Source organism: Mesotoga sp. UBA5847 (assembly GCF_002432735.1).
GTDB lineage: Bacteria > Thermotogota > Thermotogae > Petrotogales > Kosmotogaceae > Mesotoga.
Window position 1 is genome coordinate 24,270 of the sequence record NZ_DJGL01000078.1, and the last position, 21,058, is coordinate 45,327.

A 21,058-nucleotide genomic window follows, 5' to 3' on the forward strand; every position below is an offset into this window, starting at 1 on the left:
AGGGAGTGAAAAGGAATGCCTGAAGGGATAAGTTATCAGGACAGCAGTTTCAAAAAGGTAGTCTCTCTGGTTCATCCCGATGTCAGACAGAGCTTCAATGTCTTGGGCGGAGTCGGCGGATCGAAGATCGAAGCGGGGACTATCTTTGGAAAGATAACCAGCGGGGAAGACGCGGGAAAAGTAAGGCCTCTGGGTCTTACCTACATAACTCAGACCGAAGCAGAGGCAGCCAGCACTTTTCAAGTGGCGGACGCTTCTGTGCTCAAAGTGGGAGACTCGATAAAGATCACGGCCGATGGTGATGCTTTGACTATCACCGCGGTCGATACGGAGAACAACACCTTCTCAATCGCCACTGAGGACGCTTTGACAGCGACCGAGAACGACGAAGTGATTGTCCAGGACGGTTCTGATGAGGCCTTCGCGGTTTCGGTCGAGCCGATCAATGTCGCTAGCGCCACCCAGCCAGTCTCCCTGCTAATCCACGGAGCCGTGTACGAGGAAGCGATCACCAACCTTCTTCTCGCGACACAGCTAGCCAGCGCGAAGAGTGAGCTTTTCGCCAGGCTCTGGTTCATCGAATCATACTAATAAGGAGTGAACAGAATGGCAACTATACTAGATGTCTTTCACTACAGGACATTGACCGAAGCCATAAAACAGATTAAACCGGTCCCGAGGCTTCTTGTGGACCTGCTCCTCAAGAGCTCGAGGTCAAATCCGGCCAAGTACGCCGCGACGAAGACCATTGAGTTCGATATCAAGAGAGTGGGTCCGATCCTTCCGAGATTCGTGAAGAGGACGAGCCCGGCGCCGGCCAGAAACCTCAAGAACTACACCCACGTGACACTTGAGCCACCCACGGTGAAGTTCTACGACGACATAACCTACGACGAGATCTGGACTATGAGGGATGCTGGAGAACCGCTCACCCAGGTCCAGATGGATCATCTCAGCAACTGGATAGCAGACACTCAGAAGGAGCAGAGAGAGTCTATAACTGCAGCCTGGGAGTGGATGCTCGCCCAGATCCTCTTGACGGGAAAGGTCACCTATTCGGGAACCGATACGAAGTTCGATTACGACTTCAAGATGGACTCGGGCTTCATGGGAGAATCTTCCGACTGGTCAGATTCGACTTCGAAGGCTCCTCTCACGGATCTCAGAGAATGGAGAGTCGAGATGGCAAAAGAGACGGGAGTCATGCCTACACTTGCATTCGTCACACCCGACGTTGCCAAGGTTCTCATAGAGAATTCTGCTCTCGAGAAACTTATGGACAACAGAAGGATCGAAGCAGGAAATCTTACCTATGACTTCCCGTTCATAGGGAACATCCAGGGCCTGAACATCTATGAGTTCAATGAAACCATAGTGAATGAAGCCGGTTCAGAAGTCGATCTCCACGGAGACGATGATCTCTGCATTCTCACCTCTCCAGAACTCTTCAAGCCCTTCTACGCCGCTTCATTCAGCGAGAACGGGCCGGTCCTGGGAGAGATCTACGCTTACTCGGAGAACATCGTGAATCCCGGAGGGAAGAGAGTCTTCGCCGAGAGCCATGGCCTCCCTGTGATACTTCATTCAAAGGGTGTCATAAAAGCTGCAATTACAGTGGCCTAAGGGCTGATGCCTTATGATCGACGTTGATGCTTTTGTCCTAAGCTTTCCCGAAAGTATAAGGGCAAAGATAGTCGATGATGTCTTAGAAGCGGTCGAGGGTTTCCTCTCTGGAGGGGAGACCCTTTCTTCTTCTATCGAGGCATCTGACAAGGTCAAGGAAAAACTAGCGATTCTTTATGCAAAAGCCCAAACCTATGAGAAGCTTTCAATGCTGGAACTCGCTCAGAACACTTTTGCACAGTATTCTCAGCTTGTAGCCCAGGTCCAGGCAGAGAGAAGGCTGAATATACAGGTGCCTTCTTCAGTTCCAGGTCCGGGCTTCTCGATGAATACCGCTCAGCGGTTGTTCAAAGATGAAGACATAGAGAAGTGGTGATCTATGCGAATCGAAGTCAGGACCGAAGAACTCGACAGGCTCTTGAATCAATATCAGAAAAAGCTCGGTGACCTAACACCAGTGATGAGGGACAGCGCCAACGTGATGCACTCCTCTGTCCAGAGAAACTTTGAAGAAGGCGGGAGACCTGACAAGTGGCCGGATCTTGCCGAAAGCACGAAGAGGTACAAGGCCAAGCATAAAGGTACACCTTACCCCATGCTCGTATTCTCTGTGAATGTCCCTTCATCCAGAGGTGGAAGAGGCTATCGCACCAAGAAGCTGAGACAGAGCATTCATCCTCAGTGGGGAAGAGACTACGCGAAAGTCGCCACAAATGTTGACTACGCCGTCTATCACCAGGAAGGTTACGGAGTACCCGAAAGGCCTTTCATGGTCTGGCAAGCACAAGATATGCGAAACATAGAAGATCTCTTCGGGAGGTATCTGAAATGACTGAAGAGCAGCTGATACACGTTAGAGAGACGATTCTAGATTCCTTAGAACAGTTTCTGATTGACAACGGCCTAAAGGAAGTGCTGCAGGTGCCTCATATAGAATTCGTCCGTCACGCTCCGAAGCTCGATGTCTGGGATCACTTTCCCGCTGTAGTGATTTCTCCATCGAGTTCTCAGCCTCTGGAAGGAGTGGGCGTGAGAAACCTGCGCGAATTCCTCGTTGAGATCACCGCACTCTTCAAGTCCGAATGGTTCGACTGGGAAATACAGAGGCAGCAGCTCAGGTTTTCCGGCTTCATGCACGCGAAGTGCGGCTCTGTAAGGTTCCCTGTGATCGACGGCGACGTCACGAGATACTACCTGTGTACTTTTGAAGACGAAAGCTATCTAGACTATTCTGAATTGCCTGACTACCAGGTCAAAGCGGTGGGTGTCAGGCTGAAGTTCAGGATACAGTAAAGGAGTGAATGACCATGGCTCTTACCGGAGCTGATGTATATGCAAGGATCATAAAAGGCGAGACAACGTATGACTGCGGTCTTGTCTCGGACGCAAAACCGGCCATAAAGACTAGCACTCTCCAGAGGACCGGGATAGGCAACGTAAAGAGGGCAAGAATCAACGCACATGACTACGAGGCCTCCTGGAGCGGAGACGTGCCGGATGGAGTACTCCTGGCCGCCCTTCTCAACAAGGACAACGTCTTTGACGTACAGGTTCACGACATTGAACTCATCGACGCTGTTGTCAAATCGTTAAGACTTGCTTTCGATGAAAGAAACCCTCTGACATACGCTGTTGATTTCGTTGGAGAAGACATGGCCAGCATCACGGCCCTCACAGAAGCAGATATTGACCACGTCAAAGGTTTCTTCGTCATGTCGGATGCCACGATAAACTTCAGCGGGTCCAGCAACACCGTGGTCAAGTCTGACATAGCAGCATCCAGAGAAGTTGAAGCGGTAAGGGGAGCTTCTCTCGATCCTCAGGACTTCTCAAAAGGGCCGTTCATATTTGAGGGAACGATCACTGTGTCACCGTCGACTTCGTTTGCAGATGTTCTAAAGGGGAAGTGGCTTCCTACTGACACTCCATTCACGTTCTCGGCGGCATTCTCAGCGCAGTTCTACGATGAGGAAGGAGATCCGATAGCTGCTCCAACAACCGTTTCTATCTCCTGCAGTGGAATGGTCGCTAGCGAGACCTCAGTGAACGTCGGATCTACCGGGCCCATTGAGATCCCGATCAAGATGAGCATCGAAGCCGTAACTGTTTCATAAGGAGGAAGCCTATGCCAAAAGCAAACCATGAAATCATTACGCCTCTATACAGAAGGACGGTAAAGATTGGTGGGTGCAACATCACATTCAGACCCCTCCCAGGCTCGAAAGTGTATCTCTTGAGTCCTGCTCTTAAGCTTGCTCCTAAGCTCGATAAGGGCGGACTAGACCTCACTTCGGAAGAAATCGACGCTGCTCTTGAACTCTGTGAAACTGTGATCGATAGATGGGACTTCGCTCCAGAGGGAAATGAACCTCTCGAAATTTCAAAGGAAAACATAGGTCTCTTCCCCTTTGCCGACCTGATGCTCATCTTTGGAAACGCGATCAGAATGGCATTCCCGAAGGGCGATCTCAGCGATTTTCGGAAAGGCTCCGAAAAGGAGCCAAAGACGACTACGAAATCCTGATCTGGAAAATCTTCGCGCAATCATCCTGGCTGATAGGGAGTCTTCCCTGGGGCTGGGAGACTCCTCTAATCACGATTATCAAATTATGCAAAGCTCAAGGAGAGATACTGTATGGCGGCAAAAGCTGAAGTCTCAATAGTCCTCAGGGCTATGAACTATGCTTCCGATGAATTGAATAGGGTAAAGCAGCAGACGCAGGGTCTCAGAGAAGTAGGAGCTCAGCTTCAGCAGACAGGCCTCACAATGATGGGCTGGGGAACTGCCATCGCCGCTCCCTTCGGTCTCGCACTGAAGCAGTTTATGGGCTTTGAAGAAGAGATGAGAAACGTCAATGCCGTCATGCAGGGTACCGAAGAGGACTTTCAGATCTTGTCGAAGTCAATAAATGAAGTCGCAATGAACTCGTCCTTCATGACGAGCGAGATCGCATCGGCCGCTTATGCTTTAGCTTCAGCAGGAAAGAAGAGAGTCGAGATAGAAGCCATGATAGGACCTGTCTCGAACCTGGCAGAAGCAATGCACTCTGAACTGAGACCGACTGCGGAGCTTGTAACCGACACACTCGACCAGTTTGGCATGACTGCAGAAGAGACTGCCAGGGTAGTCGATATCTTCGCGACTTCGGTAGGCAGCTCTCCGGAGACCCTGGAAAGGCTCGCTTACGGAATGAGATACGCTGGTTCAACTGCGGCCGGATTCGACTATTCTCTCGAAGAGACAGTCGCAGCCCTCATGGCCTTTGAGACTGCGGGTATCCACGGTGAACAGGCCGGAACGACTTTCAGAAACGCCCTGGCAAGACTCGCAGCACCAACCAGTCAGGTTACTGAAGCTCTACAGAAGTACGGACTCACAATTGATCAGGTGAATCCGGCCCAACACTCGTTTGTCGAGATCCTCGAGACGATGAGAACGGCCGGAGTCGATACAACCGGAGCTTACGAGATCTTCGGCACAGAGATCGGTGGTCGAATGGCCGCTGCGATAGCAACTGGTGCCGAGAAGATCAAAGAGTTCACTACAACGCTGGAGGATTCAGCGGGAGCGGCCGAACGAATGAAGGAGGAGCAGTTGAGCTCTCTGGCCGGACAGATAAAACTCCTGAAGTCTTCTCTCGAATCGCTGGGGAATTCCTTTGCCACGCTGTTCAGAGACGAAGTGGCCAATGCTGTCAGTTGGATCAGAGACCTGGCGAACTGGCTCAACAATCTTGATGAAGGCACGAAGAAGCTGATCGTCAACGTAGCCAAGTGGGGTTCGATTCTTCTCATAGGAGCGGGAGCTGTCAACTTCCTTACGGGAACCGTGATGAAAACAATTGCCTCGTTCAAGAACTGGGGAGCGATTCTCGGAAGTTTGATCAAGCTGATTTCAGGAAAGACAGCAGCGGCAGGAGTGGCGGGGCAGGCGCTTACTACTCTATCAGGGACTGCAGCAAAGACAGGCGCTTCGCTAGCCGGTATCGGTTCCTCTGTAGGTGGACTGGGTGCGAAACTGCTGGCTTTCGCGACCGGACCGGTGGGAATAACGATCGCGGCTATCGCAGGTATAACTGCCGGGTCAATCGCCCTGTACAAGGTAATGGACGACCTCTCAAAGGACTGGTTCTCGTCTGAGCTTGAGAAGGCACTGAACCAGACTAGAGAAGCTGCAGACGGGGCAGTAGAGACTATGGAAGAAGTCTCGAGGAGATTCTCTAGTCTTTCATCTACGGCTGAGAGTGAGAGCAGCAGACTGGCCGGAACCATCTCCGGCACTTTCATGCAACTACAAGAAGCGGTTCAAGGCTTTGATGTCATTAACTCGACTGTCGCTGTGAAGTCCGCGATGAACATGCAGAAGATTGCAGAAGAGGCCGGCTACACAGGGAACGCTTTCAGAGATCTGGCTAAAGAATTCTCTGAAAGTCTTACGCTCTCAAGCGATGAAGTCGTTGAGAAGCTCAGAAAAGTCATGGATGAAGTCGACTCGGTCGCTCTGGATACCGAAGCAACGAACAAAAGGATTACGACAGCTGTTGAAGAGGCCAACCAATCGATGATAAACAGCACCAGGGAGACACAGTCTGTTCTTGCTAACCTTTCCGGGTCATACGATGAGGCAGCTCAGTCAGTCATTGAAGCTGCAAATCAACAGGTAAAGGCGATTGATCTCGTGCAGCTTCAGGCCGTGGGTTCAACAGAAGCTTTTGTCACAATGATGGAGAGGCAGAAGTCAGCTGCAACGGACGCATCAAATGAGGTAGGACTTGCGCTTGCTCGAGTAGCGCTAGCAATGGCAGACCAGGGAAAGCTATCAAAGGATCACGTTTCGGGAATTAACGAACTTCTCCATGAATACAGCAGGCTATCTGATGAACTGGAAACAGTCTCGGACCGCTTCGGAGCAAACTCCTCACAGGCCACGTCCCTGAAAAGCAGCCTTAATACTCTCAAAGAAGAAATCGCTGAACTGGGCTGGTCCGCCGGCGAGAGCGCAGTTAAGTTCGGTAACGTCAATGAAGTCCTCCAGGAGACCGCGAAGGAAGTCGAGAAGACCGGCGGCAATATAAATGACTTTCTGTTTGGTACAGAGAATAAAGTGGCAACACAAGAGGCTGTCTTTGAGAGGGTGAGAGATCAGTTCAAAGGAACAGAGAAGGACTCGATCGCTCTCGTCAACGCTTTCCAGAAGCTCACAAACCCCGCCAAGATGTTCGGCAATGAAGTCGATTTCGTAGGAGTTGCACTGGCAGACTTCGGAGTCGAGCTCTTGAGGAACAATGTGCTTGCCACGCACCAGACCGAATGGCTCTCCACTCTCGCGGATTCAATTGCTCAGACCAGGAATGAGTACAGCGAAGCGGTCAAGCAATATGGGGAGAACTCAGAAGAAGCGACCAAACTCAAAGAAGCTCTCCAAGAACTGGAGGTCATCTATGGAAGGCAAGGAAAGGCCGCGGCTCAGTCGGTCTTCGATACTTATGGTTTCGGCGAGACTCTAGTATACCTTAGAGAAAATCTCGGCCTTACCGGTGAAGCCTTGGCCAAGATGTTAGGGATAGCGGACTCCAAGGTCCTCAGTTCCGATGCCGCCGCAATAAATGAGCAGTGGAAGAAAGTCAACGAAGGATCCAGCTTCGCGTCGGCCGCCTTGAAATCGATACAAGAAGAATCCAAGGCGACATCTACAAAACTAAGCGAGATGGCGGATTCAACTACCGAGACCTTTGAGAAGCAGAAGAAATCTATCGTCTCCCTGCGTGAAGAACTCGACACACTGAAGACCAAGCAGGTCGAATACCTCGACGCCCTGGCGAAGGCAGAGGCCGAGGGCGACACTAAGGCTATCGAGAATTACAGGAACAGACTGGAGGAGACCGCTAACGCGGCCGGGTCTCTGGCGGAGAAGATTCAAACGCAGACGGATGAGATGTCCCAGTTCTACAAGATCTTCGAGGAAAATGCCGGAAAGACCGGCGAGTTTGGTGATGCGCTGAAGGAGATCGAACCGGAACTTCAATCCTTTGCGTCTTCGCTGAATGAGATAGAGGTCGAATTTGACGAGACCTGGTCGAACATAATCTCGGCATCGAAGAACGGAGCAGATGCGGTTATAGCAGAATTCAGACGAGCCAGCGATGAGATAGTTGGACACTCTATCGTGCCTGAGATGAAGACAGAGATAATCCGTGAAATGGTAGAGCTTGCCACCGGGATGAGAGACGAGGCCTCGAGAGGTGCCGCTAACTCAATGGCGTCGTTCGCGGATCTTTCTGACGGTCTGAGGGATTATCTCTCACTCATGCAGAGAGAGGCTTCTTCTTTCTCAATGGACAGCATAACAACGGTCGCGGCCGAATTTCCGGAATACTTCTCGAATCTCTCACATGAAGCGGCCAAAGCCGTGGGGAACATGAAGGAGTTCTACGACCTTCGATGGCTAGACGACGTTTACAGGGGTACTACTGATAAGACTAGAGATATGTCACACACATTCGGACAATTGCAGAGTCAGCTCAGAGATCTTTCCGGCGAACTCGGAGACTTCATTCCTTCGGGTGCTGATCTAAGTGTTCCGAAGATCGAAAGGAAGAAGGAGTATCACATCTTCCTTGATATCAAAAAGGAAGAGTACGCGGACAAAGACGAGCTTATCCGGAGAATCGCCAGAGAACTAGAACTGGCAGGTGAGATCTGATGAGCTTTATCGAGAATAGATACGTAGTTGAAGTGAGAACGAGTAGCGGCTACCTCCTTGTCGATTCCGTGCAAGGCAGTGAAAGAGCCGGTCTTTCCCCGTTCACCGGCTCTTTTCGCTGTCGACTTACCGATCCTTCACTTATCTCGAAGGGACAGACGGTGACTCTGGAACTCTGGCATAATTCGAGACTCGACGGAGGTTCATTTGTGGAGACGATCGCCGAGGTAGAGATCGAGAGAGTCAGGAAGACTACAAATGCCATGAGCCACGTCACTATCGAAGCTGAATTCAAAGACAAGCTGGCCAGGTATCTCGAGCAAGAGACTGACATCCTCATATTCTCTCTCGATCCCGGTCTTACGCCGGCGGGAATGGCACAGGCGATATATCTCGGGACTCCATATGAAGCAGACGTGTCCGTGATTACCGCTGAAGAAAGCGATATACGCGCGAGAGACTTTCAGTTCAGTGGTTCTTTGAGAGAAGCGACGATCAAACTCGAGAGGATCCTGGGTGCAAGGACGCTTGTAGACCACTCGTCAAAGACTGTGAGGTTCATTCCCGACTACTATGACTCTTCTTCAATAGACCTCGATGGTGTCATGGAGAAGACCGAGATTGAGGCCGGAGACGTTTCCTCAGGAGTAAAGCTCACCGGATTTCTGAATACGATTCCATTAGAAAAGGGACTTGTAAGACACTATAACCTTCGAGCCGAGTCCTGGTCAGTGATTCTGACGAAGGAGCTGTACACAACACCAAGTGACCAGCAGCGCGTGAAGTACACCGGCAAGTGCAGGACAAACGTAAGAATTGACGAGATAGACAGAATCAAGTCCATAAGCGCAATAACGTATGGTTTTGACTATTTCTCTCTTGATCACCTATACACCGAAGAAGAATACGACCTTCTCGAAGAAGAACCCTCCGGTGATCCGATTCACAAGATGTACCTGGTCTGGAGTCCAGAATCAAACGAAGTCTCAATTTACCGAACGATCATTCTTGACTATGTAGCCGGCTCCTCTTGGGATTGGGGAGAAGCGAGGACATTGTGGAAGATGAAGAAGTTCTGTGAGAAGTACGTCGGGCTTTACCTAAGAGGAAACGTGTTCAAGTTCCCTGTCGAGCTGCAGGTGGGACCTGAACCGAGAGAGCATTACAGCACGAACGAACCGGCTTCTGCAGTCGCGGCCTTGAGGCTTGCGAATCTTCTGTATGCGAAGAAGAGTTATCAGAAAGAGACGAAGCTAGAAGTGACGCCGTCTAAATATGTAAGACCGGGTGGAAGAGCGACACTTGATGGACGTTCATATGTGATCGACGGAATCTCGTTCTCCTCTCACCCGTATGAGGTAAGCCTTTCCCTTCTGGAGGCGATCTGATGAGAAAGAACGACATAGAGAACATCGCGAGGATCCTGAGAAAGAAAGCGTTGGTGAGGACTGGCACGATCGTAGGATTCGAGAATGACGGCAAGGTGGTACAAGTTCGATTCCACGATACGAAGCTCCCTGAAGGACAGTTCGAGAGAAAACTCGTCTGTGAAGGGATAATCGAAGGAAGCACTTTCACCCTGATACAGCCAAATTTTAGGAGGCCCGTCTCAGATCTCGTCGATGTGGAGAAAGAGGTCGGGGCGGGCAGTTTCAAGGGTCTCACGCTGCCGCTCGTAGGGTTCGAGACATACCCTGAGGGTTCAGAAAACCCGGACTGCATAATCGGACTCTTCGAACTCCCTGGAGGTTCCATTTACAAAGAAGTTCTTACGGAAGCGAGCCATGACATCCTCATTCCTGGGTACGGCACCTTTCCGAGCCAGAAAGTGATAGGGGAGGACGAAATCAGGCGAATAGAACTGCTGCCGTGGTTCGGTCCTCATCGCTTTGGTGATCTCTACAAAATTGCATCTGTTAATAATAAGAGCATGGACCACCTGACTAAAGAGGGATTGCATAAAATTGGGCCGGCCTTCCTGGATAAAGTGAGATCTCTTATAACCGTCTCGGATCATTATATGGAACCGGACATGGAAGTGTCGGAAATAGAGAATTGCATTTATGAGATAACCATGATCCAAGACATTTTCAACCTGCCGAATACTGACAGACATCTGATTTATGATTCAGACAATACTGTCTTGTTCTGTGAGGGAATTAGCCTGTTTGAGTATTTCAAACGCACATGGAATTACAACAGTACATACGAGATGTATTCGCAGACATCGCAACCAGTCGGGCAAACCGGTGATCAATCGTCTGCGAACCAGTATTACACCCATTCTCGGAGGGCAATTGTTAGGCCCGGCGAAATGTACATGTTGCAGGCTCTGGCACAACCTTGGATAAGAGATTCCTTTTACTTTGCCCCTAATCCGCTTATGTTACCGTATGAGGAGAGTGATTTCCTCTTTCACGGAGCGTTTCAAATAAGCAAAATCACATACGATCTCTCTGTGAATACAGTGAAGCTCGAGGGAACCACTGTGTGGCTGGAGAGTCCGTCTCATTCTCCCGGTCCATATCCGGTCAGTGAATTCACTCTGGAGTTTGTGAACGATCCTATGCTCGTGGCCGCCCTTCCGAAATTGAGCAAAGACGGCCGGTATTTTGGCATTGAAAGATATCTGACGGCGGAGGAATACGAGAACAATGGGTTCACGGCTTACCCAGTGTTCGTCCCCGAATCGAAACCGGCGAACGCGAACATATCGATGAAGTACGTCAATAGCTGCGTGCGATACTATGACCCGGAAGTCGGTGCTTTCCAAAGATTAGTCCTTGGCATCTCTGAACCGGTTACTCTTCTGGATGAAGAGATGGATTTTGCCAGTCAGGAGATGCAGGTTCTCATAGCAGAAGGTCGTTTCAGGCCTTATTACGTGGTCGATATACCTGAAAGGCTTGAAAACTTCAAAGTCGATAACTTTCTCGTACATAACTGGGAACGCGACAGCGTGAGATTCGGTCCCTCAATCGTTCCTCATGTTGAAGAAGTGAAAACGGGATTGACGCATTCTTTTCTGGATCAGGAGACTTTCCGGAAAGAAGGGAAAGCTGCAAAGACAGAAATCGAGCTGAAGCTCTCAAATATTGACTTGCCAGCGCAAAACAAATTCATCATTCCATCACAGCTAAGAACCTTCAATGAAACAGCCGGCGTGAAGACCCCGTTTTTCACGAAAAACCTGAATGAAGTCGTGGACATCGAGGCCTACAGCGCTTTTCTCGGAAAGCTAGGAATTGGATTCATCAGTTGGGGCCTTGACTTTCGGGTCTTCACCTCTTATGGCATGTTTGGAATGAATGACAAACACTATACAAAACAGATTTGCAGGAACCAGGTGAAGGACATCTTTTTCGCTGGCACTGTTGTTGAGGGTAAACCGTATAGACTTGCCGACTTCGATTTCACGGACTCGAATATTCTTATGGATTATAGCTATGGTGAAAGGAATCTTGAGGACTATAACTATGATCCAGCGAATGGGGGGCTAGCTGAACCAGTTGACACGTTCAAAATCACTAAGCCTAGATATGATACGGGTGCGAACGCAACATATCGATGGGATCCTGATGATATAGCAGTGAGTATAGAGCGCGTGGATGTATACAAGATAACCGGCGCATCCTATGACCCCTGGACAGGATATTGGAACTGGATGTGGGAAGAGCTCCCGTGTCGATCGATTCCCGGTGCCGAGATACAGAAAGTAGAGCCGTATCCAAACATAATGGTTCCTATTCTAGCAGGTGAAATGACTGAAATAGGAGGCAGGTGGCATCTCCCGAGGCTTCATATCTACTACAAACGTGTAAAGGCTGGCGCAGGGCTTTCGTCCGTACCATACTTTTATTTCCGTTTTAGATCTCCGATAGAAGCTTTAGCTGAGCTTGATTTGAAAGAAGCGGTTAAGGTCTTGTATCCAGGTTCATTTGACCTTTTCAATCCAGGAGATACGGTAGGGCCAAACATTAACAACAAGCTGGTGCCGATCATTGAACCGATCTATGGATCGATTGTTTTCCCGGAAACTTCCGACGAACTCATGAACTCTATACGGGGAGACATGACAGGGATAGTGGGAGCATCAAGCATAGTAGGATACTTTGTGAAAGGTAGGAATCTGCAACTCAGTGAATACCTTTCTATGGACGGCCCATATGGTCACGAAGAAGCTTTCTTCATCCCTATGGAAGAGTCGCCTGACCATACTTTTACATACGGCCGTGGGAATTCTTGGCCTCAAACTGGAGAGTTTCCCATATCGGAGGAGATGGTCCAGAAATATGATGCGGTCTATTCTGAGTATTCGTTCCTCCCAGCGAACTTGAAGATAACAAGGGTCAGGCTGGACCGGGCAAAACTGATGTTCAACAAGCTAATACTGAACGACGATCTCACCTCCAATGTTATTAACCCTGCCAAATTTGGGGTAAAGGAGGAGTAGAAATGCCAAAAGTATATCCCTCATACAAAATTGCAATAAACAATCCCGAAATGCTTGATCTAAACGGACTCAGAATGCCTTTCAAAATACCCAGAAGCTTATGGGGAGACGGCCCATGGGATCCGAACATATTGGATATGTTCGATATAGACTATGGCAAGGTACTCAAATGGGGCGATCTTCCGGATCTCATGGGGCTGGTGCTTTTCGAGATCTCTAGTCCAGCTGAAGTGTATGTCTACGTAAACGAATACGCTGGTTCCACACCGGAGCAATTTTTCTCGAACTGGCATGAAATGCAAGGAGAAAACTACGCGCAAGCTGAGTCGGTCGCTTGGTTCTTAGATGGTGAAGCTATCATTTCCGAATCGGACAACACAGTTGGCAATCACGTCCTGATCATTGCCAATGGGGGTTATGCGCCGCCAACTCACGTACTATTTGTGAACAGAAATTACAGCACTGGTCAAACGGAGATGATTCTCTACGACTCTGCTGGCGGAATTCTAGTTAATTCGGTTCGAGAAGCAATAGACCAAAAGCTGAAATTCAGTCTCGACAGCGGGCGGGTCTATATCTACGCATACCTCGAAAATCAATGGGTTAGCATTGCAGACTTTGAAATGCCACTTCTGGAAGCCGAAGACTATTGGGCTACTGTCTTGATTGCTGGCACCGACCTTTACGGAAAGATTTATGATGAGATAAAGGAAAGACCAGATAGCCTCACATACGAGTGGTACGACTATCATACCCAGGAGCATTATGAGTGGGCTTCGGGAGAGGCGCCATGGGACACTTTGGATCCTTCAATCGATGGTATAGAGGCTCCGGAGAAAGCAATTTCCGGGGAGACTTTCCGTGTGGAAGCCGCCACGACGGATGTGGAGAGTCTGGAATTTGTCTTTGGTGGAGTATCTTATCCGGGGGTGAACGAAAACGAGGGAGTCTTTTCGGCTGAGGTCGAAGCTCCGTCGGTCACGGAAAAAACCAGTCTAGTTCTTTATGCTCAATGCGGCAATGTGATCAAAGAGGCATCTATATTAATTTATCCAGCTCTACCGGTGCCGACTCGTGTGAGATTTCTACAAAACGGTTCCGAGATCTCGATCCTGACAATGGAGACCGGGCAAAAAGCGTTCGTTGATGTGCTTGTGGAATCCAGCGATGGGGAAACATGGTCAAAGATTGACGGAACATTGACTGCAAGCATTGTTTCTTTCGACGGTGAGAGCTTCGAAGAAATGGCCGTGAGCAACGTTGAGGATGACAAGATTTTGGTGGAGGCAGATCTTCCGGTAGGGGTCTATTATCTCCAAGTGACTACCACATTTGATTCTCCCGTCCATTTGGAACGAGTACAAAGACTGAAGCTCAAAATCATTGTGGACAGGAGGGAGTAGGATGAATGTCCGGATAAGGTACAAATACGGTGATGGACAAATAGATGTCTTTTCTGTTCAAGCCCTTGACACGTTCTTCGTGGATGCAGTTGTGGAAGGGTTTGACTTGGTAACCGGATCCTGGATAGCAGTAGAGCCGGCTCTAGTCGAGGCAAGACTCGAAAGATACGATGATGAAACAGGGGTCTTCGATCAGATTTCAGACAGTCAGGTTTTCGTTCATCCCGACGGCTTTTTCCGGCTCCTTCAGAAGTGCGACGCTCCTCCCGGGACGTATTATTTGAAGACTACTGCTACATTTGGAAACATTACGCAAATTGAGAGACTGAAGATAAAAGCAAAGGTAATCATCTAGCCGCCCGAGAGGGCGGTTAGCTTTGGAGGTATAACATGAAGAACACAAGAGGATATGATGTACGAAGGGTTATTGGGCTTCCTGAAGATGATGACAGAGTCGATGTGAAAATCGGGGACATAGGGGATGTGGCCAGCGAAGAGACTCTGGGATCGATTCTCCAGAAGCTCGTTGACGTAATAACCGATAACGACGAGATCCGCGCAAAGATCGTCGGTGATGTGACAATCGAGAGTGTCGAAGTAGATAGAGTGCAACTCATTGATACCAATGGCAACAAACTGGTTTTCACCGAAGACGGCGAAATTAACTTCATCGCCGCGGACGGGAAGATCGCGACTCTCGGAACCACAACAGACGAGGCAACTGCCGAAACAGTCATTGGGCTGTTGAAGTCCTTGAAGGCAAAGGACTATGCGACCGAGACCAAACTCGAGGCCGTCAGAGACCTACTTGAAACGATTTCTGGGCTAGATTTCTCGACAGAAACCACCCTCCAGAGTGTTGAGACTCTCATGGACACTATCTCAAAACTCGACTTTGCAACAGAGACGACTCTTGAAGCCGCGAGAGCTTTACTTGAGGCTATTAAAGGTACAGACGGTATCAAAAAGATAGTTGACAAAGTGGATACTAAGGTCGCTGATGGCGATAATGTAGCGCTCGGCGCAACGACCGATGTGGATACAGTCACAACCGTCATAGGTCTTCTGAAAAAGTTGCAGTCAATACTCGAAGCAGGAATCGGAGTAACAGAGAGTTCGCCGCTCACGAGTATAGCTGCAACTGTTGCAAATGGCGATGACGTAGCTCTAGGCAGCACCAGTGACACGGACGCGAACACGACTGTGATAGGCAGACTTCAGAAGCTCATAGTGGATCTCTCTGCCCTCTCCGCTACAAAGACTCTCGCGGATCTCGAGACCGCCATCGAGGGTGTGACCGATTCCATAGTATCTATGCAGTACGGAGGGCTTCCCGTCTCCGAGATGCGAACTGATGTGGTTTCTACTTCCAGCACCCCGGCCGAGGCCAAAGGTGGGGCGACAGCATGGAGCGGTCAGAGAATCGTTCACATTTTGAACCAGGGCAGCGTGAACATTGAGGTACTCACAGACGACGAAGCGACATACGGTCAGATCGTATTCCCCGGTAACGTCTATCAGGATGTCGTGGATGGGGTGATCTACGTTATGTCAGCCTCCGCAGGTAGCGCGAGAGTGACTGAAAAGAGGTATGTGTCATCATGATTAAAGTATCTGCGGTTCATCTTGAAGGCAATGTCTATGAGCTAGCCATTAAGGATGTCAACAAAGTCCTGGACAGAAGAAAGGTAATAGCTAAAAAAGAGGAAGAGGCGCTAGAATATGGTCAGATCTACCTGTCGGACTTTTGCGAACGAACAAAAACGAGTCGGGAGAGCGTCGGGCTTTCCGCAAAAAGCGCCCAGCCTTTGGGACTCGTCAACGGGAAACCGTACTACGAGATCCTCGAAGACGGCACCCCTGTCTTTGAGTGGAGAGACGGGAGACCTGTAGTCGCGTTCGTGGAATACGCCGCGTTCGGATTTGAAGGCACCTCTCCGATCGTGGGATATGAAAAAGACAATCCGATCTATATGGTTCGAAGTACCGAGCCTCCCAAAGAGGTGGTGGCGAAAGATGAGAAGATATAAACCTCTTTCACGCCAGCGGTTCGGAGATCTAAGATCGCTGGCAAGAGAAGTGGATATGAAATCATTCGAATATACATTTCCAACAGACGACGGTTCTTCCTCAGTGGCGGTATATATTCCTAGGTTTACTATTCCTAAAGGAGTGGGGTGGGAGAGCGGCGATTTCCCTGGCGGCGACCTCCATCTCGGCGGCTTCTGGTTCGACAAGTATCAGTGCAGTCACAAATCAGCCACAGACTCTTCTCGAGGCGTTGCGGTGGGGGCGACTATCTCGCCCGGGTCCACAACGGATGTTGCAGTTTCCCAGCAAGGGAAGGTGGTGTGGACTGACATAGACTGGAACAACGCGAAAGTGGCGATCGAAAACAGATATACGAACGGCAGACAATGGCACATGGTAACCATGCGTGAATGGTCTACCATCTGCTTTCTGGCGCGATGGCTCGTAGGGGATAAGCTGAGAGGGAACAACTCCTCGGGCAGAGACTACCGAGATCCCGATAGCGCTGAATACTATGGCGAATTCGACCCGGTTCAAGCGGGCAGGGTACTGGCCGGGACAGGACCAGATTCTTGGTTCCATAACGGGAAAAAGAACGGGATCTGGGGGATCGTAGGAAACGTGTACCAGTGGAACGACTTCCTGATCACCGACAGTGTGTGGGACAATAACGGTACTCCTGTGTGTGTTATTCCGACTGGGTGTGTGGCATATTTGGACGGCGCGATCGGAACAGACGACCCGGTGACGATCACATACAAAAACCTGCTGAACGGTCCCGGAGCGGACGGTTTTGCGGTGGGCAGAATAATCCAGATCGACGTGGAAATCATGACCATTAGTGGTATTGGAGAGAACACCATTACAGTCTCTAGGGGAACATCTGGTTCTTCGGTGGTCGCCCACAGTGACTCTGCCGCGGTGACGATGCCCGGAACAGGAATGGTTTTGACTTCGCCAACATCAAGTCCCTACTACTACGCGTGGTTCAAGAAGCTCCGAACCGACTACCCTGATTTGGCGCTTCCTTCAGATGTATCGGCCTCTGGCGAATGGCTTGATCGGGCCTACTGGCGGCTATACGGCACCCGCGCGGCCCTCCGGGGCGGGTACTGGAGCAGCGGGTCTACCGCTCGGTCTGGTCTCATCTTGTCCCTCAACTCCGAGCCTGCGAGCCGGAACTACTACATTGGTCTGCGCGCCGCTTTGGCGGATGAAGATCTGGAATCTGGGTCCTGAAGATCTGATGGGCGAGCGATAGCGAGGCAATAGCATGGAACCGCTGAAGATAAAACAGAAGATCGAAGATATGATCACATACGCATATATCGTACTGGCACAATTCCCGAAAAGCGAGAAGCACACTCTGGCCGCCGAGATAAAGAGATCTATGTTCAGGCTACTCGAGTTAGTGATCGCCTGCAACAAAAAGTACTTCAAGAAGACTACCATGCAAGAACTCGACGTGGAACTGGATGTTCTGAGAAGTTATGTGCGGTTGGCGGTTAATTTGAAATTTGTGCCATTGAAGAAATACGAGATATGGGCTGGTTACCTTACCGAAATTGGAAAAATGATCGGCGGGTGGATGAAGTCCATAAGGGTCTGAATTGTTTCTGCGCGCGGCCCTCCGGGGCGGGAACTGGAACAACGGGTCTAACGCTCGGTCTGGTCTCATCTTGAACCTCAACAACGAGCCTACGAACCGGAACAACAACATTGGTCTGCGCGCCGCTTTGATAATCGCCAGAAGAAGAATGCTTAAGGGCATTCTTCCAGAGCAAATGCCAAAGGAATTCAGATCCTCGCTTATAGCGAAATACGAGAAACACCGGCGGAGAGCTAGTAGCGAACCAACGTTCTCCGCCGTTTCTATGGAGGTCTATGTGAAAAGAATCAACAACATATTCGAGAAAGTCTATAGTTTTGAAAATATCTATCTTGCTTACATAAAGGCAAGGAAGAACAAGAGATACCGAGAAGATGTGCTCACATTCACTGATAACCTCGAAGCAAATCTTATCACAATCCAGAACGAACTTATCTGGAAGATGTACTCTCCGGGGAGATATAGAGAATTCATCGTATATGAACCAAAGAAGCGAATCATCCAGGCACCTAGCTTCAAAGACAGGGTTGTTCATCACGCGTTATGCAATGTCATCGAGCCGATCTTCGACGCGCGGTTTATATACGACAGTTATGCGTGCAGAAAGGGGAAGGGAACTCATGCGGGCGTTGAAAGAATTATTTACTTCTTAAGGAAGCTGGCGCGGTCTTTACCCAGAACATATTGCCTTAAAGCGGATATCTCAAGCTATTTTCCTTCGATCGACCATACTGTTCTAAAGACGCTTCTTAGGAAGAAGGTCTCTTGTGAAGACACGCTATGGTTCATAGATACAATCATTGATGGTACTTCATGCGGATCTGCCAGAGGGATCCCGATAGGCGCTTTGACGAGTCAACTATTTGCAAACATTTACCTTAATGAATTGGATACTTTTGTCAAATATGATCTTCGTGCGAAACACTACGTAAGATATGTAGACGACTTCATAATCCTGAGCGATAGCAAGGAAGAACTCTGGGAACATTTAGGAGAGATCGAGATCTTCCTGCAAGACAAACTGAAACTATCACTCAATCATAAGACAGGGATATTCCCCGCAACGCTCGGCATTGACTTTCTTGGCTATCACATCTGGAAAGACAAACTTCTGTTGAGAAAGGCGAATATCCGGAGAAGCAAGCGAAGGCTTCGAAAGCTAAGGATTCTTTACGAAGAAGGGGCAGCGAGCTTTCAGAAACTCCGTTCATCAGTGGCGTCTTGGCAGGGACAATGTAAGTTCTCAAAATCGTACTCGGCCATGCAGAGAGTAATTGATTTTGCTGGCCTTTCGGAGGTGTTTAGGTGAAAGACAAGATTGCTCATGCGTTGTTGGGGTGGATAATTTCCCTTGCTCTTGGTGGCCTATTTCAAAACGTCGTGATCGGCTTTGTGTTCGGATGTATGACGGGAGCCGCTAAAGAGGCTATCTGGGACAAATGGTGGAAAAAGGGGACTCCAGAGTTTCTAGACTTCTTAGCAACGTGTGCAGGCGCAATGCTTGGGCTGATTATGTTGCTGCCCGCGAGATTCTAGTTCTGGAGGTGGAAACATGGGGGACAAACATCAGACGGAATGCTATTTCATTCAGAATAGGCAAAGCTTTGAGAAGCAAATCATACAGAAAGTCACGGAATCAACCAACCAGCAGATAACAGAAATGAACAAAGCTCAAGACGAAAGGATTGATGAAAGGCTGGACAGAGTCGAAGCGAACATAAAAGACTTCATGCAGAACGGTTTCTACAAGAAATTCATGCAAGACGTCTGGGAAATGAACCAGAAGCTTATCCATAAGGCGATGGAAAACTCATTTGGAATCAAAGCCAAGAGAATAGAGCTCTGGAAAGCCATTGGGCTTGCATTGCTTGGAGCGTTCGGAATCAAACTGCTTGATTTGATAGCCACAATTGTGAGGTGATGTGATGATAACTCTTGAAGACATAAGAGTTTGGATGAAGCAGAGGGAAACCTCACCATCAATTGAACCTGAGCTTCTCTTCGCAATCGCTTATATTGAATCTTCGCTCAATCCTGAGGCGGTCTCGAGGAAAGGAGCTCAAGGCTTGTTTCAGTTCATGCCGATTACTCAGCAGGATCTTCGCGAGAGGTTCGGTTATCCTTTCAATCCATTTTGCCCCGTATGTTCAACAGTTGCGGCGAGCATTTATCTTTCCTGGTTGCTCTCAAAATTCCCGAACGACATGAACCTTGTCCTGATCGCCTGGAACTGGGGTTACGGAAACGCGAGGGACTTCATCCAGGGAAAGAAACCGAAACTGCCGAAAGAAACAGAGGACTTCGTGAAGAAGGTCCTTGACAAATACAGAGAGATCAAGAAGGAGGAATGAATATGGAATGGCTTTACATTATCCCACCCGTGGCCATAGTCGCGCTTGTGATAGTAGTGCTATGGAAAGGCTGGAAGAAGACATTTGAAACAATTCTCTTCATTGCGAGACCGGCAACCGATATTGCGGAGAAACTCGTTCCAGACAACGGTTCTCTCCTGGACCGACTTACTAAATGGGCAAAGATCGCGGTAGTAAACCTCGAGCTCCAGTATAAGACCGCTAAAGAAGCGACTGAAAAGGGGACGGCCGAGCGAGATGAACTCAACAAGAAGATTGAGGATCAGGCGATCGCACTTATGGAAGAGTGGGCAGAGGTAGATCAGAAAGAGGTCCCTGATCATGTAGAAAACGCCGCACGCGCTGTCGTCCGCTATGAGGTCGAGACTTTCCTGAAGAAACTGCAGCAAGAACCAAGTGCTGTTCTGCTTGTCACGGAAGAGGAGATCAAGGAAACACCGACTCTGGCGATGCCAGACCCTTTAGAATCTACCCAGCCTACGGAGTGAATTTCGATCTTAATTCCCTGAAGTTAAGGCCTGAGAACGTCTATCTGTGGAGAGTGATCGAAAAGAAACCCCTTTCTCTTAACATCGGAGGTAACAAGACCTTGGCTGTTTTCACCCTCGGATTCAAAACTAAGATTCCACTCATCGTTCATTCAGGTTTGTCGAAGAAATGGGAGTCACTTTTCAAGGCAGAATTCCCGGGGGTTTTCATCGGTTTTGAAATTCGATTCTAGAAGAACATTGATATTGCGTGTCGCGCTTTTCAGAGGACTTTCACTCGTATTCCACAAAACAACCGGAGCGATACCACTTCTGATGATATCGCTCCGTTATCCGTTATAGTTTGGAATAGCCTGGCAGCCCCACGGGGAATCGA

The 21,058-nt window shown here is 49.3% G+C and carries 21 protein-coding genes; all 21 read left to right on the top strand.

What is annotated here, in order from left to right:
* Window positions 1-15 precede the first annotated feature (15 nt).
* Window positions 16-591 carry a hypothetical protein gene (locus tag B3K91_RS09290; protein WP_292594855.1) on the top strand — a complete coding sequence of 192 codons (576 nt, stop codon included), beginning with the start codon at window positions 16-18 and terminating at the stop codon, window positions 589-591.
* Between the two features lie 15 nt (window positions 592-606).
* The gene (locus B3K91_RS09295) at window positions 607-1,623 is read left to right on the top strand and encodes a major capsid protein (protein ID WP_292594857.1); all 1,017 of its coding nucleotides are present in this window, start codon (window positions 607-609) and stop codon (window positions 1,621-1,623) included.
* A 13-nt stretch (window positions 1,624-1,636) separates the two neighbouring features.
* The gene (locus tag B3K91_RS09300; protein WP_292594859.1) at window positions 1,637-1,999 is read left to right on the top strand and encodes a hypothetical protein; all 363 of its coding nucleotides are present in this window, start codon (window positions 1,637-1,639) and stop codon (window positions 1,997-1,999) included.
* 3 nt (window positions 2,000-2,002) lie between these two features.
* A complete protein-coding gene (locus B3K91_RS09305; protein ID WP_292594861.1) occupies window positions 2,003-2,455 on the top strand; it encodes a phage virion morphogenesis protein in 453 nt (150 codons plus the stop codon).
* Entirely contained in the window at window positions 2,452-2,916 is a 465-nt protein-coding gene (locus tag B3K91_RS09310) for a hypothetical protein (protein ID WP_292594863.1), read from the top strand. The genes B3K91_RS09305 and B3K91_RS09310 overlap by 4 nt, the downstream gene beginning before the upstream one ends.
* Before the next feature lie 14 nt (window positions 2,917-2,930).
* Window positions 2,931-3,737, top strand: a complete 807-nt coding sequence (locus B3K91_RS09315; RefSeq protein ID WP_292594866.1) for a phage tail tube protein — start codon at window positions 2,931-2,933, stop codon at window positions 3,735-3,737.
* 11 nt (window positions 3,738-3,748) lie between these two features.
* Complete coding sequence (locus B3K91_RS09320; protein WP_292594869.1) at window positions 3,749-4,147, top strand: hypothetical protein; 399 nt, start codon at window positions 3,749-3,751, stop codon at window positions 4,145-4,147.
* A gap of 111 nt (window positions 4,148-4,258) precedes the next feature.
* The gene (locus B3K91_RS09325; protein WP_292594872.1) at window positions 4,259-8,326 is read left to right on the top strand and encodes a phage tail tape measure protein; all 4,068 of its coding nucleotides are present in this window, start codon (window positions 4,259-4,261) and stop codon (window positions 8,324-8,326) included.
* The gene (locus B3K91_RS09330) at window positions 8,326-9,714 is read left to right on the top strand and encodes a hypothetical protein (RefSeq protein WP_292594875.1); all 1,389 of its coding nucleotides are present in this window, start codon (window positions 8,326-8,328) and stop codon (window positions 9,712-9,714) included. Before B3K91_RS09325 ends, B3K91_RS09330 begins: the two co-directional genes overlap by 1 nt.
* Window positions 9,714-12,779 carry a hypothetical protein gene (locus tag B3K91_RS09335; RefSeq protein ID WP_292594878.1) on the top strand — a complete coding sequence of 1,022 codons (3,066 nt, stop codon included), beginning with the start codon at window positions 9,714-9,716 and terminating at the stop codon, window positions 12,777-12,779. Before B3K91_RS09330 ends, B3K91_RS09335 begins: the two co-directional genes overlap by 1 nt.
* 2 nt (window positions 12,780-12,781) lie before the next feature.
* Complete coding sequence (locus tag B3K91_RS09340; protein WP_292594881.1) at window positions 12,782-14,182, top strand: hypothetical protein; 1,401 nt, start codon at window positions 12,782-12,784, stop codon at window positions 14,180-14,182.
* Between the two features lies 1 nt (window position 14,183).
* Window positions 14,184-14,537: a hypothetical protein gene (locus B3K91_RS09345; RefSeq protein ID WP_292594883.1), complete on the top strand. Its 354-nt coding sequence runs from the start codon at window positions 14,184-14,186 to the stop codon at window positions 14,535-14,537.
* A 35-nt stretch (window positions 14,538-14,572) separates the two neighbouring features.
* On the top strand, window positions 14,573-15,787 hold the full coding sequence (locus B3K91_RS09350; protein ID WP_292594886.1) for a hypothetical protein: 1,215 nt from the start codon (window positions 14,573-14,575) through the stop codon (window positions 15,785-15,787).
* Entirely contained in the window at window positions 15,784-16,212 is a 429-nt protein-coding gene (locus tag B3K91_RS09355; protein ID WP_292594889.1) for a hypothetical protein, read from the top strand. The genes B3K91_RS09350 and B3K91_RS09355 overlap by 4 nt, the downstream gene beginning before the upstream one ends.
* Window positions 16,199-17,452 carry a hypothetical protein gene (locus tag B3K91_RS09360; protein ID WP_292594892.1) on the top strand — a complete coding sequence of 418 codons (1,254 nt, stop codon included), beginning with the start codon at window positions 16,199-16,201 and terminating at the stop codon, window positions 17,450-17,452. The genes B3K91_RS09355 and B3K91_RS09360 overlap by 14 nt, the downstream gene beginning before the upstream one ends.
* 34 nt (window positions 17,453-17,486) lie before the next feature.
* A complete protein-coding gene (gene avd / locus B3K91_RS09365; RefSeq protein WP_292594896.1) occupies window positions 17,487-17,822 on the top strand; it encodes a diversity-generating retroelement protein Avd in 336 nt (111 codons plus the stop codon).
* A gap of 1 nt (window position 17,823) precedes the next feature.
* Entirely contained in the window at window positions 17,824-19,131 is a 1,308-nt protein-coding gene (locus B3K91_RS09370; protein WP_292594898.1) for a reverse transcriptase/maturase family protein, read from the top strand.
* The gene (locus B3K91_RS09375; RefSeq protein WP_292594900.1) at window positions 19,128-19,358 is read left to right on the top strand and encodes a hypothetical protein; all 231 of its coding nucleotides are present in this window, start codon (window positions 19,128-19,130) and stop codon (window positions 19,356-19,358) included. Before B3K91_RS09370 ends, B3K91_RS09375 begins: the two co-directional genes overlap by 4 nt.
* A gap of 16 nt (window positions 19,359-19,374) precedes the next feature.
* On the top strand, window positions 19,375-19,743 hold the full coding sequence (locus tag B3K91_RS09380) for a hypothetical protein (protein ID WP_292594903.1): 369 nt from the start codon (window positions 19,375-19,377) through the stop codon (window positions 19,741-19,743).
* Window positions 19,744-19,747: 4 nt separating this feature from the next.
* The gene (locus B3K91_RS09385) at window positions 19,748-20,173 is read left to right on the top strand and encodes a lytic transglycosylase domain-containing protein (RefSeq protein ID WP_292594905.1); all 426 of its coding nucleotides are present in this window, start codon (window positions 19,748-19,750) and stop codon (window positions 20,171-20,173) included.
* A gap of 2 nt (window positions 20,174-20,175) precedes the next feature.
* A complete protein-coding gene (locus B3K91_RS09390) occupies window positions 20,176-20,682 on the top strand; it encodes a hypothetical protein (protein WP_292594907.1) in 507 nt (168 codons plus the stop codon).
* Window positions 20,683-21,058 lie beyond the last annotated feature (376 nt).

Coding starts and splice junctions, on each gene's coding strand:
- B3K91_RS09290 (WP_292594855.1), top strand. CDS start 16: ATGCCTGAAGGGATAAGTTATCAGGACAGCAGTTTCAAAAAGGTAGTC.
- B3K91_RS09295 (WP_292594857.1), top strand. CDS start 607: ATGGCAACTATACTAGATGTCTTTCACTACAGGACATTGACCGAAGCC.
- B3K91_RS09300 (WP_292594859.1), top strand. CDS start 1,637: ATGATCGACGTTGATGCTTTTGTCCTAAGCTTTCCCGAAAGTATAAGG.
- B3K91_RS09305 (WP_292594861.1), top strand. CDS start 2,003: ATGCGAATCGAAGTCAGGACCGAAGAACTCGACAGGCTCTTGAATCAA.
- B3K91_RS09310 (WP_292594863.1), top strand. CDS start 2,452: ATGACTGAAGAGCAGCTGATACACGTTAGAGAGACGATTCTAGATTCC.
- B3K91_RS09315 (WP_292594866.1), top strand. CDS start 2,931: ATGGCTCTTACCGGAGCTGATGTATATGCAAGGATCATAAAAGGCGAG.
- B3K91_RS09320 (WP_292594869.1), top strand. CDS start 3,749: ATGCCAAAAGCAAACCATGAAATCATTACGCCTCTATACAGAAGGACG.
- B3K91_RS09325 (WP_292594872.1), top strand. CDS start 4,259: ATGGCGGCAAAAGCTGAAGTCTCAATAGTCCTCAGGGCTATGAACTAT.
- B3K91_RS09330 (WP_292594875.1), top strand. CDS start 8,326: ATGAGCTTTATCGAGAATAGATACGTAGTTGAAGTGAGAACGAGTAGC.
- B3K91_RS09335 (WP_292594878.1), top strand. CDS start 9,714: ATGAGAAAGAACGACATAGAGAACATCGCGAGGATCCTGAGAAAGAAA.
- B3K91_RS09340 (WP_292594881.1), top strand. CDS start 12,782: ATGCCAAAAGTATATCCCTCATACAAAATTGCAATAAACAATCCCGAA.
- B3K91_RS09345 (WP_292594883.1), top strand. CDS start 14,184: ATGAATGTCCGGATAAGGTACAAATACGGTGATGGACAAATAGATGTC.
- B3K91_RS09350 (WP_292594886.1), top strand. CDS start 14,573: ATGAAGAACACAAGAGGATATGATGTACGAAGGGTTATTGGGCTTCCT.
- B3K91_RS09355 (WP_292594889.1), top strand. CDS start 15,784: ATGATTAAAGTATCTGCGGTTCATCTTGAAGGCAATGTCTATGAGCTA.
- B3K91_RS09360 (WP_292594892.1), top strand. CDS start 16,199: ATGAGAAGATATAAACCTCTTTCACGCCAGCGGTTCGGAGATCTAAGA.
- avd (WP_292594896.1), top strand. CDS start 17,487: ATGGAACCGCTGAAGATAAAACAGAAGATCGAAGATATGATCACATAC.
- B3K91_RS09380 (WP_292594903.1), top strand. CDS start 19,375: ATGGGGGACAAACATCAGACGGAATGCTATTTCATTCAGAATAGGCAA.
- B3K91_RS09385 (WP_292594905.1), top strand. CDS start 19,748: ATGATAACTCTTGAAGACATAAGAGTTTGGATGAAGCAGAGGGAAACC.
- B3K91_RS09390 (WP_292594907.1), top strand. CDS start 20,176: ATGGAATGGCTTTACATTATCCCACCCGTGGCCATAGTCGCGCTTGTG.